The sequence below is a fragment of the Kitasatospora sp. NPDC049258 genome, from assembly GCF_040678895.1.
Lineage (GTDB): Bacteria > Actinomycetota > Actinomycetes > Streptomycetales > Streptomycetaceae > Kitasatospora.
This window is the reverse complement of sequence record NZ_JBFAQT010000022.1, coordinates 61898-77417: the sequence shown is the minus strand read 5'-3', so window position 1 is coordinate 77417 and position 15520 is coordinate 61898. Positions and strand designations below refer to the sequence as shown.

14 protein-coding genes and 1 pseudogene are annotated in these 15520 nt (G+C 71.7%); 3 read left to right on the top strand and 12 right to left on the bottom strand.

The annotated features are described in order from the left end of the window. Positions 1 to 701 precede the first annotated feature (701 nt). Together AB0K43_RS20095 and AB0K43_RS20090 are read left to right on the top strand one after the other, a co-directional pair. Entirely contained in the window at positions 702 to 953 is a 252-nt protein-coding gene (locus AB0K43_RS20095; RefSeq protein ID WP_363641530.1) for a helix-turn-helix domain-containing protein, read from the top strand. Positions 954 to 1128: 175 nt separating this feature from the next. Further along, positions 1129 to 2370 (top strand): site-specific integrase, encoded by a 1242-nt coding sequence (locus AB0K43_RS20090; protein WP_363641528.1) that lies wholly within the window; start codon positions 1129 to 1131, stop codon positions 2368 to 2370. Between the two features lie 222 nt (positions 2371 to 2592). Here the strand turns inward: AB0K43_RS20090 and AB0K43_RS20085 are convergent, their stop codons facing one another. The 5 genes from AB0K43_RS20085 to rpsB form a co-directional block, all read right to left on the bottom strand. Continuing rightward, the gene (locus tag AB0K43_RS20085; protein ID WP_363641526.1) at positions 2593 to 3459 is read right to left on the bottom strand and encodes a phosphatidate cytidylyltransferase; all 867 of its coding nucleotides are present in this window, start codon (positions 3457 to 3459) and stop codon (positions 2593 to 2595) included. 234 nt (positions 3460 to 3693) lie between these two features. Further along, complete coding sequence (gene frr / locus AB0K43_RS20080; protein ID WP_363641524.1) at positions 3694 to 4251, bottom strand: ribosome recycling factor; 558 nt, start codon at positions 4249 to 4251, stop codon at positions 3694 to 3696. A 66-nt stretch (positions 4252 to 4317) separates the two neighbouring features. Beyond that, positions 4318 to 5073 carry a UMP kinase gene (pyrH, locus tag AB0K43_RS20075; RefSeq protein ID WP_363641522.1) on the bottom strand — a complete coding sequence of 252 codons (756 nt, stop codon included), beginning with the start codon at positions 5071 to 5073 and terminating at the stop codon, positions 4318 to 4320. A gap of 265 nt (positions 5074 to 5338) precedes the next feature. Continuing rightward, the gene (gene tsf / locus AB0K43_RS20070) at positions 5339 to 6175 is read right to left on the bottom strand and encodes a translation elongation factor Ts (protein ID WP_363641520.1); all 837 of its coding nucleotides are present in this window, start codon (positions 6173 to 6175) and stop codon (positions 5339 to 5341) included. Between the two features lie 130 nt (positions 6176 to 6305). Further along, positions 6306 to 7226: a 30S ribosomal protein S2 gene (gene rpsB / locus AB0K43_RS20065; RefSeq protein ID WP_363641518.1), complete on the bottom strand. Its 921-nt coding sequence runs from the start codon at positions 7224 to 7226 to the stop codon at positions 6306 to 6308. Positions 7227 to 7776: 550 nt separating this feature from the next. Here rpsB and AB0K43_RS20060 point away from each other — a divergent pair. Continuing rightward, a complete protein-coding gene (locus AB0K43_RS20060) occupies positions 7777 to 8475 on the top strand; it encodes a M23 family metallopeptidase (RefSeq protein WP_363641516.1) in 699 nt (232 codons plus the stop codon). On the opposite strand, the gene AB0K43_RS20055 is transcribed toward AB0K43_RS20060, so the two are convergent. The 7 genes and pseudogenes from AB0K43_RS20055 to AB0K43_RS20025 form a co-directional block, all read right to left on the bottom strand. Beyond that, entirely contained in the window at positions 8452 to 9129 is a 678-nt protein-coding gene (locus AB0K43_RS20055) for a TetR family transcriptional regulator (protein ID WP_363641574.1), read from the bottom strand. The genes AB0K43_RS20060 and AB0K43_RS20055 overlap by 24 nt on opposite strands. Before the next feature lie 149 nt (positions 9130 to 9278). Continuing rightward, positions 9279 to 10082, bottom strand: a pseudogene (gene whiG / locus AB0K43_RS20050) (RNA polymerase sigma factor WhiG); the annotation flags it as partial. A gap of 665 nt (positions 10083 to 10747) precedes the next feature. Beyond that, the gene (gene dprA, locus AB0K43_RS20045) at positions 10748 to 12013 is read right to left on the bottom strand and encodes a DNA-processing protein DprA (protein ID WP_363641514.1); all 1266 of its coding nucleotides are present in this window, start codon (positions 12011 to 12013) and stop codon (positions 10748 to 10750) included. Between the two features lie 86 nt (positions 12014 to 12099). Next, positions 12100 to 13752: a YifB family Mg chelatase-like AAA ATPase gene (locus tag AB0K43_RS20040; RefSeq protein WP_363641512.1), complete on the bottom strand. Its 1653-nt coding sequence runs from the start codon at positions 13750 to 13752 to the stop codon at positions 12100 to 12102. A 1-nt stretch (position 13753) separates the two neighbouring features. Further along, the gene (locus AB0K43_RS20035; protein WP_363641510.1) at positions 13754 to 14461 is read right to left on the bottom strand and encodes a YraN family protein; all 708 of its coding nucleotides are present in this window, start codon (positions 14459 to 14461) and stop codon (positions 13754 to 13756) included. A 189-nt stretch (positions 14462 to 14650) separates the two neighbouring features. Continuing rightward, the gene (locus tag AB0K43_RS20030; protein WP_057232326.1) at positions 14651 to 14977 is read right to left on the bottom strand and encodes a DUF2469 domain-containing protein; all 327 of its coding nucleotides are present in this window, start codon (positions 14975 to 14977) and stop codon (positions 14651 to 14653) included. Between the two features lie 56 nt (positions 14978 to 15033). Then, complete coding sequence (locus tag AB0K43_RS20025) at positions 15034 to 15507, bottom strand: NUDIX domain-containing protein (RefSeq protein WP_363641507.1); 474 nt, start codon at positions 15505 to 15507, stop codon at positions 15034 to 15036. Positions 15508 to 15520: the final 13 nt, after the last annotated feature.

Here is a 15520-nt window from a genome sequence, read left to right as displayed (position 1 = left end):
CCCTCGACCTGCGGCGCGACAAGCGACAAGCGACAAGCGCGAACCCCGGCCGACAAGCAACACAAAGGGCAGCGCAAAATCTCTGGTGTCGACCGATCGAGCGCACTGTCGCCTCTGCTGTGGCCTGTCGCCCCGAACGTCCCGGGGACCCGAAACCCCCCTCCCACCTGGGAGGCGACAGACGACACGACAGTCGTGACGACAGCACCGGCGACAGGTCACACGACAGCACCGGCCACCTGTCTGTCACCTGTAACCACCCCGTCCGAAGGCCCCACACAGCCGGAATCCACCCGGTCTGGCGCCCAGACAGGTGACAGGTGACAGGTGACAGACAGGCAAGCCGCAGGCTCTCCGCGCCGCCCGCTACTGGGTACTGGGGCGACACCCCACTGACCAGTAACCACTGACCAGTGGCCACCAGAAGGGCCCAGCACGCCCCCACACCCCAGTAGCGGCGCCCCACTACCCAGTAGCCAGTGGCCAGTAGCGGCCAGCGCCACGACCGCCGGCACCTAGCACCACCCTCGCTAGACCTAGCAACCCCGCTAGCACCCGCCCCCCGCCCTGACCGGCCACCTAGCGACCTAGCGCCCGCCGCCAGCACCACCGGAAACCGGCCCTGACGGCCTTGTGGCCACCCCGCCGGTCGCTAGTGCTAGACCCCAGCCGCTCCCACTACCGCGAGGAGAGCCACCACCATGCCCCGCCGCCAGGCCACCATCACCGCCCTGCCGACCCGGAGCACCACCCCGCAGCCCGACGCCCTGCCGCTGCCCGCCCGCTACCTCACCCCGGAGAACATCGCCGAGCTCTTCGAGGTGCCGCTGGAGACCGTCTACCAGTGGCGCCGCAAGCGCACCGGCCCGCCCGGATTCCGCGTCGGCCGCCACGTCCGCTACCACCCCGCCGCCGTCGCCCAGTGGGTCGCCGCCCAGAGCGAAGCCGCGTGAACCGCCGCTACCGGTAGCGGCCCACCCCGCTACCGGTAGCACCCGCGATAGCACCCCAAACCCCAGCCCACCAGGCCGCTAGCAGCAAGCGGCCCTCCCCCGGCACGCCCAAAAACACGCCCACACCGCGTCTGCGGACCCGCACCGCACCCGCTACCAACCGAGGAGCTGGCCCATGGCCGGACACATCCAAGACCGCTGGTACAAGACCGAGACCGGCCCCGACGGCACACCCCGCAAGGTCCGAAGCGACCGCTACGGCACCGGCCTGCGCTACCGCGCCCGCTACGTCGGCCCCGACGGCAAGGAGAAGAGCCAGTCCTTCCCCGACCGCCAGAAGCGCCAGGCTGAGCAGTGGCTCACGCAAATCGAGGCCGACATGGCACGCGGCCAATACATCAACCCCAAGGCCGCCCGAACGACGTTCCAGCAGTTCGCGGAGCGGTGGCTCAAGATGCAGACCACCGACCCTTCAACTCAGGTGCTCGTAGAGACCCGGCTGCGGCTGCACGCCTTCCCTCGGATCGGGCGGCGACCGCTTGACTCGTTCCGACCGTCCCACATCCAGGAGCTGGTCAGGGAGCTGGAGGACAGCCCCATGTCAGGCTCGTACGCCCGGAACATCTACTCCGACGTGCGGTCGGTTCTCTCGGCGGCCGTGGATGACGGTCTCCTGAACCGGAACCCGTGCGGAGCTCAGTCGGTACGTCCGCCGGCCGCTGAGGCCCGGCGCGTCGTGCCCTGGCTTCCGGAGCAGGTGTTCGCAGTGCGGGCGGCTCTCCCGGAGCGGTACCAGACCATGGCAGACCTGGGGGCCGGGTGCGGCCTCCGTCAGGGCGAGATCATCGGGCTCGCAGAGGATGACGCGGTCGACTTCGAGACGGGAACCGTCCACGTTCTGCGCCAGGTGAAGCTCATCCGGGGGAAGGCGGTGTTCGCCCCGCCCAAGTGCAACAAAGAGCGGGACGTGCCACTCCCACGCTCGGTGGCCGCCTCCCTGCGCGCCCACATGCACGGCTTCAAGGTCGCGCCGATCACGCTCCCGTGGAAGACACCGGACGGGCCGAAGGTGACCTTCCGGCTGCTCTTCACCAACACAACCGGCGGCCTGGTCTGGAAGAGCAACTTCAACATCCAGGACTGGAAGCCCGCCATCGCGGCCGGCGGGCTCATCCCGGCGCCCCGCCCGGGCGAGTCGTACGCCTCCGCCCGCGAGCACGGTATGCACGCCCTGCGGCACTTCTACGCCTCGGTGCTTCTGGACGCCGGAGAGAGCATCCGGGCCGTCAGTGACTACCTGGGCCATGCCGACCCGGCCCTGACCCTCCGGGTGTATGCCCACCTCATGCCGAACAGCCAGGACCGTGCCCGGAAGGCCGTCGACCGGCTCTTCCTCCCAGGCGAACCGACCGACTGACGGCCCAGAGACGGCCCAGCGCCAATGCGAAAGCCCCCTTCCAGCGGCAATCCCGCAGGTAGGGGGCTTTTCATCACCTCGCCGGAGCATGTTCTCCGGGCTTAGGCATGGTTCATCCAGTGTCGCAGATGGCGAAAGCCCCGGACGCCGGGCGTCCGGGGCCTGCTGTGGTGGTGCTCGGTCGAGGTCGAGGTCGAGGTCCGGGTCGGGCCCGGTGGTGGGTCAGCTTCCGACGAAGGCGGCCAGCAGCAGCCAGACCACCGGGGCGGTCGGCAGCAGCGAGTCCAGCCGGTCCATGATGCCGCCGTGCCCCGGCAGCAGGGTGCCCATGTCCTTGATGCCCAGGTCACGCTTGATCATCGACTCGGCGAGGTCGCCCAGCGTCGCGACGACCGCGGCGCAGCCACCGAGGATCAAGCCCTGCCACCAGGTGCCGTCGTCGATGACGTACTGCATCAGCAGGGCGCCCGCCAGCATCGACAGCCCGATGCCGCCGGCCAGTCCCTCCCGGGTCTTGCCGGGGCTGATGGTCGGGGCGAGCTTGTTGCGGCCGAACTTGTAGCCGACGGCGTAGGCACCGGTGTCGCTGCAGATGGTCACGACCAGGAAGAGCAGGATCCGCCAGGAACCGTCGTCGGCAGCCAGCATCAGCGCCACGAAGGTGGCCAGGAAGGGGACGTAGAAGGCGGTGAAGATGCCTGCCGTTATGTCCCGCAGGTAGTTCTCCGGCGGGGTGCTCATCCGCCAGATCATCACCGCGAGGCCGGTCAGCGCCAGCACCGCGGCGGCCCACTGGGCACCCGCGAAGTAGCCGGTGATCAGCATCGCCACGCTGCCGACCAGCAGCGGGACGCGCGGGACGTGGATCTCCTTGCGCTCGGCCAGCCGGCTGGTCAGCTCCCAGACCCCGACCGCCACCGCGGCGGTGACCACCACCAGGAAGAACGCCTTGACCACGAAGAGCGAGGCCGCGATGACCGCGCCTAGGCCGACGCCCACGCCTATCGCCGCTGGCAGGTTGCGGCCGCCGCGCGGCTTGGGGGGCTGCTGGTCGGGCTGGGCCACGGGTGTCTCCTGGACAGTGGGCATGATCTGAGTCTGCGCCGCAGTGCCCCCTTGGTACACCGCAGTGCGCTGCGAGTGACCCGTTCGGTCCGCCGGCCGGTCGCGGGCGGCGGCGGGCCGGCTCGCAGCGGCCGGCGCCGGGGCGGGTCACCCGCAGCAGCGGGGTGCGGGAGGTGCTGTGCCGAAAGGTGTGCGGGGAGCGCCCGGCCCCCGCCCGGCCCCGTGGTCGGGGCCGGCGGGGCGGCGGGCGCGCCTGCGTCAGACCTCGAGCAGTTCGGCTTCCTTGTGCTTGAGCAGCTCGTCGATCTGGGCCACGTACTTCGCCGTGGTGTCGTCGAGCTCCTTCTCGCCGCGGCGGCCGTCGTCCTCGCCGATCTCGCCGTCCTTCACCAGCTTGTCGATGGCGTCCTTGGCCTTGCGGCGGATCGACCGGATGGAGACCTTGGCGTCCTCGCCCTTGCCGCGGGCGACCTTGATGTACTCCTTGCGGCGCTCCTCGGTCAGCTGCGGGAACACCACCCGGATGATGGAGCCGTCGTTCGACGGGTTGACGCCCAGGTCCGAGTCCCGGATGGCCTGCTCGATGTTGCGCAGCGCGCTCTTGTCGAACGGGGTGACGACCGCCATCCGCGGCTCCGGCACGGCGAACGAGGCGAGCTGGTTGATCGGCGTGATGGCGCCGTAGTAGTCCGCGACGATCTTGGCGAACATCGCCGGGTGCGCGCGGCCGGTGCGGATGGCGGCGAAGTCGTCCTTCGCGACCGCGACGGCCTTCTCCATCTTCTCCTCGGCCTCGAGGAGGGTCTCTTCGATCACTGTGTGCTCCCTGTCCGCTTCATCTGCTGTAGTCCCGTACCGGTGCCCCGGACGGCTGATTGCTGCTCAGGCCCGGGCGGAATCCTGGCTGATGAGTGTGCCGATCTTCTCACCCTTCACCGCACGGGCGATATTGCCCTCGGCCAACAGCTCGAACACCAGCATCGGCAGGCTGTTGTCCTTGCACAGCGTGATCGCGGTCAGGTCGGCCACCTTCAGATCGCGCGAGATCACCTCGGTGTAGTCCAGCGCGTCGAACTTGACCGCCGAGGGGTTGGTCCGCGGATCCGCGTCGTACACCCCGTCCACGCCGTTCTTGCCCATCAGCAGGACCTCCGCGTGGATCTCCAGCGCGCGCTGCACGGCGGTCGTGTCGGTGGAGAAGTACGGCATGCCCATCCCGGCACCGAAGATGACCACGCGGCCCTTCTCCAGGTGCCGGACCGCGCGCAGCGGCAGGTAGGGCTCCGCGACCTGGCCCATGGTGATCGCGGTCTGGACCCGGGTCTCGATGCCTTCCTTGATCAGGAAGTCCTGGAGCGCCAGGCAGTTCATCACGGTGCCGAGCATGCCCATGTAGTCGGAACGGGCCCGGTCCATGCCCCGGACCTGCAGCTCGGCGCCGCGGAAGAAGTTGCCGCCGCCGATCACCACCGCCACCTCGGTGCCCGCGCGGACCACCGTGGCGATCTCTCGGGCGATCGCGTGCACGACGTCCGGGTCGACACCGAGGCCGCCGCCACCGGCGAAGGCCTCACCGGACAGCTTGAGCAGAACCCGCCGGCGATTGCCGTCCTGCGCGGTCTCCTGTGTCTGGTGCATGGGCCTCTCCTTCTCCGCCTGCCGATTCGCAGGGCTCATGTGCTGCTCACAGTGCCGGGTGTGCGGTTCCCGGACCTGCGGGTACACGCGAGGAGGCCACTGCCGCGGGAACCGGTACGGTGTCCTGCACGGCAATGGCCTCCTCGTCGTTCATGGTGCCGACGCGGCGCCCCACGGGGTACCGGAGAGCCTGATCGGCGTGTTCCTACCGCCCACTCGGGGCGGAGCGCCTCCTACCTTAGGCCGGAAGCGCGGGGGAACCTGTTCAGGCGCCGACGCGGAAGCGGACGAAGCGCTTGAGGGTGACGCCGGCCTCGTCGAGGACCTTGGCGACGGTCTTCTTGTTGTCCTTCGCGAAGGCCTGCTCCAGGACGGAGTTCTCCTTGACGAAGCCGGTCACGCGACCCTCGACGATCTTCGGCAGGGCAGCCTCGGGCTTGCCCTCCTCGCGAGCGGTGGCCTCGGCGACGCGACGCTCGTTCTCGATGTCGGCGGCCGGGATGTCCTCGCGCGAGAGGTACTTCGGGGCGAAGGCGGCGATGTGCTGCGCGACGTCCTTGGCGACCTCGGCGTTCTCCTTGTCGAGCTCGACCAGGACGCCGACCTGCGGCGGCAGGTCCGGAGAGGTGCGGTGCATGTAGGCGGCGACGAAGCCGTCACCCGAGAACTGGGCGAAGCGCTTGAAGACGATCTTCTCGCCCAGGTTGGCGTTGGCCTCGTCCACGAACTGCTGGACGGTCTTGCCGGGCTCGATCTCGGAAGCCAGCGCGGCCTCCAGGTCGGCCGGGGCGACGGCGGCGACGTGCTTCGCCAGCGCGTCGGCGACCTCGACGAACTTCTCGCCCTTGGCGACGAAGTCGGTCTCGCAGTTCAGCTCGAGCAGGACACCGGAGTTGCCGCCCTCCAGGACCAGCGACAGCGCACCGTTGGAGGCGTCGCGGCCCTCGCGCTTGGCAACACCCTTCTGGCCCTTGATGCGCAGGAACTCCTGGGCCTTCTGGACGTCGCCCTCGGCCTCGTCCAGAGCCTTCTTGCAGTCCATCATGCCGGCGCCGGTGAGCTCACGGAGCTTCTTGACGTCCGCGGCGGTGAAGTTCGCCATGGTGTGATCTCTTCTCACGTCTCGCGTGTCAGCGTGGGGTGGTGCCGGGGCCGCTGGTTCAGCCCCGGCACGGGAGAGAGGGGCACCTACCGGCTACGTACCCGGTGGGCGCCCCTCACCCTTTGGTACGTCAGGCCTGCTCGGCCTCGGCGGCCGGAGCCTCGGCAGCCGGCGCCTCGTCGGCAGCGGCCTCGGCGGCGGGGGCCTCCTCGGCGGCGGCCTCAGCAGCCGGCGCCTCGTCGGCAACGGCCTCGGCGGCGGGGGCCTCCTCGGCCTTCTGGCCCTCCAGGATGTCCTTCTCCCAGTCGGCCAGCGGCTGGTCGGCGCCCGGCTCGGCCTTGGTGTCGCCCTTGGCGACGCCGGCACGGGCCTTGAGGCCCTCGGCGACGGCGTCGGCGATCACGCGGGTCAGCAGGGTGACGGAGCGGATCGCGTCGTCGTTGCCCGGGATCTTGTAGTCGACCTCGTCGGGGTCGCAGTTGGTGTCCAGGATGGCGACCACCGGGATGTTGAGCTTCCGGGCCTCGCCGACCGCGATGTGCTCCTTCTTGGTGTCGACGATCCACACGGCGCTGGGCACGCGCTGCATGTCACGGATACCACCGAGGGTCTTCTCGAGCTTGGTGTGCTCGCGCTCGAGGACCAGGAGCTCCTTCTTGGTGAGACCGGAGCCGGCCACATCCGTGAAGTCGATCTCGCCGAGCTCCTTCATCCGCTGAAGGCGCTTGTAGACGGTCTGGAAGTTGGTCAGCATGCCGCCGAGCCAGCGCTGGTTGACGTAGGGCATGCCCACGCGGGCCGCCTGCTCGGCAATGGCCTCCTGCGCCTGCTTCTTGGTGCCGACGAAGAGGACGCTGCCGCCGTGGGCAACGGTCTCCTTGACGAACTCGAACGCGCGGTCGATGTAGTTCAGCGACTGCAGCAGGTCGATGATGTAGATGCCGTTGCGCTCCGTGAAGATGAAACGCTTCATCTTCGGGTTCCAACGACGGGTCTGGTGACCGAAGTGGACGCCGCTCTCCAGCAGCTCCCGCATCGTGACGACGGCCATGGCCGTGCTCCTCAGGTGTTGCGCCCGGCTGCCGCGCCCCGCGCTCACTGGTGAGTTCGCGCAGTGCGGCGTGACGCCGGGTCGGTCTCGGTTGTCCGTGCCGGTCGGGTGACCGCCACGCCTGACGCCCCGGACGTGCCGTGCCTCCTCCGTCTGCGTCGCGGCTCTGGGCCGCAGGCCGCGGACCGTGGTCCCGGTGGGGGCCGTGATCCTTGGCTGCACAGACTCGGGGGACCGAGCGGCACTCGCACCGGAGTGGTCAGGCGGGCCCTTGCGGGACCGGCTGCTCCACCGGTGGCGGGGCGTGCGAAGTCGACCCGGCGGACCGGGTCGCGTGTGAAGTGTACGGGAAGCGCCGAGCCAGGAGCGACCCCGGCGATCGGGAGGGGCCGTCGAGACCCGGACCGACGGCCTGGCGGGCGGTGGTCGGACGCCTGCCGGGAGCGCGCATTCACCCGTGTGGGGGATCCGAGTTTTCCACAACCCGGAGTTGTCCACAGGTCCGGAGAAGGGTCTGGTCGGGTGGCCCGGCGGGCGGGAGCCTCGGCGCATGACAGCGATGCGCTTGAGGCCCGTGCCCACCCTGCTCGCCGGAGTACGTTCGGCGACGCCGCCGCCCGCCCCCGATCGGGGCCGGCGCGCCGCTCTGCTCGCCCTGCTGCTGGCGGTGGTGGTGGCGCTCTCCTGGCCGCCGGCCTCGGCCCGCGCGCGGTCGGACAGCTCCAGGTCGGACAGCCAGGGGCGGGCCGCTCCACCGGGGCCCGCACAGGTGCTCGGCGTCGCGGCCCCGCCCGGCCCCGGGAGCGGGCGGGCCTGGCCGGTCGGCGGGCCGGGCGCGCTGGCCCGCCGGTTCGAGGCGCCGGCGGCGCGGTGGGCGGCCGGGCACCGCGGCGTCGACCTGGTGGCCTCGGCAGGGGCGCCGGTCCGGGCGGCGGCGCCCGGTGTGGTGGTGTTCTCCGGGCCGGTCGCGGGTCGGCCGGTAGTCACCGTCCAGCACCCCGGATCCGGGAGCCCACCGCTGCGGACCACCTACCTGCCCGTGGCCGGCACCGCCCCGGTGGGCACCTCGGTATCGGCGGGAGAGGTCATCGGCACCCTGGCCGACGGCGGCGGTCACTGCGCCGCGGGGTGCCTGCACTGGGGGCTGCTTCGCGGCGACCGGTACCTGGATCCGCTGGCCCTGTTCGGCGCCGGGCGAGCCCGGCTGCTGCCGCTCTCCGGTGGCTCAGCTGTGCGGGGTCGGGACTGACCGCGGGACTGACCGCGGCGCCGGGGCCGCGGCGCCGGGTCGGCCCCTCGTCAGACCGTGCAGGGCGAGGGCGACGGCGGCGTCCGCGACGGACTCGACCTCCGGCTGCCCGGCAGTGGTCTCCAGGTGTGGGTGCGGGGGTGGCACCGGGTGGCCGCCCGCCCTCAGCCGCTCGGACTGCCGGACCGCCGCCTCCACCACCCCCTGCAGCAGCGCGGCCGCGAGCCTGGGCTGCGCGTGTCCGAGCTCTTCCAGGGCTTGCAGCACCAGACCCACCACACCCGCGTGGGCGGACCGGATCCGCTCGCGCGAGGCGTCGTCGAGTTCGAGCTCCGAGATCGTCACCACGGCGCGGTGCCGTGGATCCCCGGCCAGTGCGAGCTGGCCGCGTACATAGGCTTCGATCCGGGCCTCGGCCGTGTCGCAGGCGGCCATGCCCGCCTCGATCTCGGCCGCCCAGAGCGGCAGGTCCTCCGCGCACAGCGCCTCGATGACGGTGGCCCGGGAGCGGAAGTACTCGTACACCGACGAGCGGGCGAGCCCGGTCCGGGCAGCGAGCGCCGGGAAGGTCAGGGCATCGCCCCCACCCTCGGTCAGCAGGGCGCGCGCAGCGTCCAGGAGCGCTGCTCGTTGCAACTCGCGATGCGCGGCCACCGTCGCCGCTCGGATCTTCGGCACCCCCCAACTCTACGAACCCCTGCCTGCTCCCGGGTACGGTGCCGCGCATTTCGGGACTCAGGAGATCGGGCGAGCACGCGCAGGCGCCCCACCGGGCCGGCTCCGCAGGGTGGTCCTGCGGAGCGTCAGCGCATGTCGGAGAGCTTGGCGCGGAGCTGGAGCACGGATTTGGTGTGGATCTGGCTCACCCGACTCTCCGTCACCCCGAGCACCTGACCGATCTCGGCCAGGGTCAACCCCTCGTAGTAGTAGAGCGTCACGACGGTCTTCTCCCGCTCCGGCAGCGTGTTGACGGCTGTCGCCAGCAGCAGTCGCAGCTCGCGGTCCTCCGCCACCTCGACCGGGTTGTCGGCCCCGGTGTCCTCCAGGGTGTCCATCAGGCTGAGGCGGTCGCCGCCCTCCCCCACCGGGTGGAGCAGCTCGTCCAGGGCGACGACATTGGCGAGCGAGAGCTGGCTGAAGATCGCCCGCAGGTCCTCCAGCGTGATCCCCATCTCCGCGGCCACCTCCGGCTCGTGCGGCGTGCGCCGCAGCCGGGCTTCCAGCGTGGCGTAGGTGCGCTCCACGGCTTTGGCCTTCTGCCGGACGGACCGCGGGATCCAGTCCAGGGCCCTGAGCTCGTCGATGATCGCGCCGCGGATCCGGCTGATGGCATAGGTCTCGAACTTGATGGCCCGGTCGATGTCGAACTTCTCGATCGCGTCGATCAGCCCGAACACGCCCGAGGAGACGAAGTCGGCCTGCTCGACATTGGCCGGAAGGCCGACGCTGACCCGGCCGGCGACGTACTTGACCAGCGGCGAGTAGTGCAGGATCAACTGCTCGCGCAGCCGGGGATCGCCACTCTCCTTGTACGAGCGCCAGAGCTTCTCCAGCGCGGTGCGCTCGGCGGTGACCGGTTGGGCCTTGGCCTTCGCCTGCGCGGCGGGTCGGGCGCCAGTTGCAGCGGTGACCGCGGCGGCAGCCTCGGCGGCAGCGGCAGCGGCCGACTCGGCCGGTCCAACGGTGTCGGTCGCGGTGAGCTCGACGGCATTCGCCGACTCGGTGGTCGCTGCCGGCTCAGCAGGCTCGGCTGCCTCGTCGGTCCGTCCGCCGGGCGGCGACGTACTCGGCTGAGCGGCGACGGGCGCAGCGGAGGCGGGCTTGCCTCCGGCTTTCGGCGCGGGAAGCGGCGCGGCGGCGGGTCTGGAGGCGGGCGGGGCTTGCCCGGTGACCTGTGCGCGCGTCTCCGGCCCCGCGGCGCGGGATGCCGCGGTGTTCTTCGGCCCGGGTGGGCGTCCGACCTGCCGAGCCAGCCCCACCATCGCCGGCGCCTTCGGCTGCGGCTCCGCCGTGGGGCGGGCCTCGGCCGCCGTCCCGTCCGAGGGCCGAGCGTCACCGGGCACCCGGTGTCCGGGGGTATGTGTGGGCATGCGTTGGTCTGCGCCGTTCTGCCGAGTCCTGTGCCGATAGGGAAGCCAGATGCGAGCGTAGCGTGATCGCATCACTGCATTGTGCTACCGCCACTCGGTCGTCCCCCGATCCGGTGGCTGATCGGGGCGGTCGACCGCGCTCCCGGTGCGGCGGCAGCCGGGGTGGCGCGGCTGCGCCGCGGTCAGCGTCTGCGGACCAACCTCCAGTGCGCCCCGTGCCGTTCGACATGTCCGAGCGAGCCCAGCTCGTACAGCCGTTGGAGGACTTCGTCCGCCGGCAGCCCGGTCCTGCTGGCGAGCCGTTCGACCGGCGCGCCGTCGGCGCTCGCGGGCACGGCTTCGAGCACCTGGGCCGCGGCGGGCTCGAGCAGATCCCGTGGCAGCAGGGGCCCGGATCTGATCGGCGCGAGGTCCTCACCGATGGCGCCGATCAGTTCGCCGATCTCCGCCGCATCGGTGACCAACGAGGCCGCCCCGCTGCGGATCAGGGCGTGCACCCCTGCCGAGAGCTCGGAGGTGACGGGACCGGCCACTCCCATCGTGTGCCGGTTGAGGTCCCGGGCGCGCCGCGCGGTGCTCAGGGCTCCGCTGCGCAGTGCCGCCTCGACCACCACGGTGCCCCGGGTCAGCGCGGCGATCACGCGGTTGCGCAACACGAAGCGGAAGCGGTTGGGGTGCTCGCCCGGGGGCAACTCGCTGAGCAGGATGCCCTGCTCGGCGATGTTCCGGATCAGCTGCGTGTTGCCCGACGGGTAGGCGACATCGACCCCGCAGGCCAGCACTCCGACCGTGACCCCACCGGCCGCGAGCGCACCGCGGTGCGCCGCCGCGTCGATGCCGTAGGCGGCGCCGGAGACCACCACCCAGCCCCGCTCGGCCAACTGGGCGGACAGCTCGCAGGCCACGTGCGCGCCGTAGGAGCTGCACGCGCGTGCGCCCACCACGGCCACCGACCGGAGCGCCAGCAGCCGGAGCGAGCCGGTGCCCCGGACCCACAGGCCGACCGGCCGACTGTCCCCGAGGTCGTTGAGCTGGGACGGCCACTCGGGATCGCCCGGAATGATGAATCGCCCGCCGAGCGCTTCCACCCTGGCAAGGTCACCGTCGGGATCGACGGCGGGGAGTCTGGCCCGGTACGCGGCCAGGCGGACGCCGTGGGGTTCCTCGGTGGCGGCCGGCACCCGGCCGCTGATGGCTCCTATCAGGGCCGCCGCGCTCATCCCCGCGAGCCATCGTCCGACCACCGGGTCACCGGGCTCGATGAGTCTGCTGAGGGCCGCTCGGGCCCGCCGTTCCTGGTCGGGCCTGGCCGGCCCGGGGTCCGTTGCCTTGGCCGGCCAGGGGTCCGGTGCCCTGGTCGGCCCGGGGTCCGGTGCCCTGGTCGGGTCCGGCGGCTTGCCGGCGGCCGGTGCGGCGGGGTGGTCCGTACTCGTCGGGGCGTTGTTCACCGCTGCCTCCCTGGCAGGTGCGGGCGGATGGCTTGTGCCGGGTGCGGATGGCTCGGTGCCGGGTGGGTCTCCGACCGGCCGGTGGCTCAGCTCTCACCGCCGAGGTCGGTGTCGGGATCCGGGTGGTCGTGGATCGGCCGGTCCGCGTGTGGGAGCCCCCGTTGGACTCCGGTGCGCAGCATCAGTGCGGTGCGGACGTCGAGCCGGCCCGGTTGGTCGCGCCCGGCGAGGTCGGCGACCGTCCAGGCCACTCGGAGCACCCGGTCCAGACCGCGGGCCGTGAGCAGGCCGCGTTCCAAGTCCCGCTCGGCGTCGGCGAGTGCGCCGGGGGCCACTCGCCAGCGGGTCCGTAGTTCGTGCCCGGGCACTTCCGCGTTGGTGCGCCACGGGGTGCTGGTGAGCCTGGCAGCAGCCCGGCACCGTGCCTCCCGCACCCGAGCGGCGACCGTGGGGGTGCTCTCCGCCGACCGGTCCTCGCCGAGCAGCTCCGCCCTGGTCACGGACGCGACCTGGACCTGGAGGTCGACCCGGTCGAGTAGGGGGCCCGACAGCCGGGCCTGGTACCGGTTCACCATCGCGGGAGTGCATTCGCAGCCACCGCCCCGCATCGAGTGGCGCCCGCACGGGCAGGGGTTGGCGGCGAGGCACAGCAGGAAGCGCGCCGGCAGCCGCATCGACCCCGCCGATCTGGCGATCATCACCTCCCCCGCCTCCAGCGGCTGCCGCAAGGCGTCCAGGGCACGGACGGAGAACTCGGGCGCCTCATCGAGGAACAGCACGCCCCGGTGGGCCAGCGAGACGGCGCCAGGCCTCGGCAGTCCGCTGCCGCCGCCGACGATGGCGGGCATGGTCGCCGAGTGGTGCGGGGCGCAGTAGGGCGGCGTGTCGATCAGCGGGCGGCCCGGCGGGAGCAGACCGGCCACCGAGTGCACCGCGGTGACCTCCAGCGCCTCGGACTGGGTCAACGGCGGGAGCAGGCCGGGCAGCCGCTCGGCCAGCATGGTCTTCCCGGCGCCGGGCGGCCCCTTGAGGTACAGGTGGTGGGCTCCGGCGGCGGCGATCTCCAAGGCCCGACGGGCTTCGTACTGGCCGGCCACATCGGCGAGGTCGGGCGGCGGCTGCCGCACACCGCCGAAGTCCCGGACCCCGATCCCGGGGAGCAGCAGACCGGCGAGCATCGGATCCGGCTGGCCCGCGATCGGGTCGGGTGCCTCCTCCGGCGGCGGCGTGCCGGAGAGCAGGGCGATCAGCTGGCGGAGGGAGCGCACGCCCAGCACGGAGACACCGGGCACCAGCGCCGCCTCCGCCGCGGCCTGCTCGGCGACCACGATCTGGCGGAAGCCGGCGTCCGCCGCCGCCAGGACGGCCGGCAGGACACCGCGCACCGGCCTGACCCTCCCGTCGAGGCCGAGCTCGCCGATGATGAGCAGCTCGGCGATCGTCTCCGGTGGGAGGCGCTCCGCGGCCGCGAGCACGGCACAGGCCACGGCCAGGTCGAAGCCGCTACCGCCCTTCGGCACCGAAGCCGGGCTGAGGCCGACGGTGAGTTTGCGCTGCGGCCAGCTCTCGCCACTGTTGACGACGGCGGCTCGCACGCGGTCCCTGGCCTCGCTGAGTGCCTTGTCCGGCAGCCCCACCAGGGCGAATGCCGCGACTCCCGGTTCCAGGTCGGCCTGCACCTCCACCACCACGCCGTCCACGCCGACCAGCGCGACGGAGCAGGTACGGGCGAAGGCCATCTCAGATCGCCCCGCGCAGGTGTTCCACCTGGGCCGCGCCCTTGAGCCGGTTGACCACGGCGACCAGGTCGATCCGTACCCCGCCCGGTGGCGGCGGCGCGGGCGGCGCCGCGGTGGGCGGATCCCCGGGTGCGGGCGGACTGCCGCCCTTCCGGGGCTTCCGGGTGCCCGTCGGCCGGTCGGTACGGGCTGGCGGTGCCTCGGCCGGCGTCGAGCCGTCACCGGCGACCCCCGGCAGGCCAACGCCGGTCCGGGCCGCTTCCGCCACCTGGACGAGCCGATCGAAGTGGACCGGCCAGCGCTCGTCGAGCCAGCGGGCGGCAAGGCGGTGCAGCCGGTCCGCCTTGGTCTGGTCGATGGCCTGGGTGGGCTGCTGGAAGCCCCGCTCGGAGCGGGTCTTGACCTCGCACACCGCGAGCGTGTCCCCGTCCAGCGCGACGATGTCCAGCTCGCCCTCGGCGCAGCGCCAGTTGCGTTCCAGGATCCGTAGGCCGTCCTGGGCGAGCCACCGCGCGGCGACCTCCTCGCCGTAGCGGCCGAGGCCGTTGTTGCCCGTACCGCTGCCCGCGCCGCCTGCACCGGCGGTGCCGTTCGCCGCCCTTCCACCGGGATCACGGCCGGTCCTGCTGCCCCGCGCGGGGCCAGTGGTCTTGCCACCCGTGGACTGCGCACCCGGGGGCTTGGCACCCGTGTTCTTGCCACTCTGCACGGCGATCACCTCCGAGGCAGGAGGTTGCCGGGCAGGAGCCAGCCGGGCCAGAGGGTGCCCATTCCCTGTGGACAACTCAGGGCTGTGGATAACCGCTGTCACTCACAGGAGTGAGTATTCGGCTCAGCTCTGGACATCGCGTGAGCTGTGCGGCCAGTCTCGGTGCCCTCGGGACGGCCGCCGCCCGGCTCAGTTGCCGAAGGACGCGTCGTCCGAGGGCAGCTCCAGGTCGCTCTTCGCGAGCTCCTCGATATTGACGTCCTTGAAGGTCAGCACCCGTACCTTGCGGACGAACCGGGCCGGCCGGTACATGTCCCAGACCCAGGCATCCGCCATCGACACCTCGAAGAACACCTCACCCTGGACCGAGTGAACCTGCAGTTCGTAGTCGTTGGTGAGGTAGAAGCGCCGCTCTGTCTCGATCACGTACTTGAACAGGCCGACGACATCCCGGTACTCCCGGTAGAGCTTGAGCTCCATCTCGGTCTCGTACTTCTCGAGGTCTTCGGCACTCATCCAAGCGTCCCCTCAACTCGTCACGTCCACCCCATTGTGGACCACCGCACCTGTCGTCAGAGCCTTACCGGCGGGACCGGTGGACCGCCGGTGGAGATGCGCTCCAGAAGTCCTGCAAGTCCCACCGGGTAGACGGCCTCCTCGGTCGTCCGCAACTCCGCGAGTGTCCACCATCGCAAACCGAGCAGCCGCGCGTGCTCCTCGGCCCCGCTTCCGGCGAGACCGAGGTCGGTCCTGCCCGTGCGGGCCAGGTGGAACCACTGTTCCTGCTCGAATTCCTGCCCTTGATAGGAGAAAGCAGTCGTGCCGTACGCCACCAGCGGTCCCAGCTCCACCTCCACCGGCGCCAGTTCCTCGGCCAGCTCCCGGAGCGCGGCCTGCCTGAGGTCCTCACCGGGTTCCACGCCACCGCCGGGTGTGATCCACCAGGTCACGTCGGGGACGGCGGGGTCGAGCCCGTGCAGCAGCAGGACCCGGCCCTGGCCGTCCAGGAGCAGGATGCGGACCGCCTTGCGCTTCATCGCCGCCATCCGGTCCTCCTCC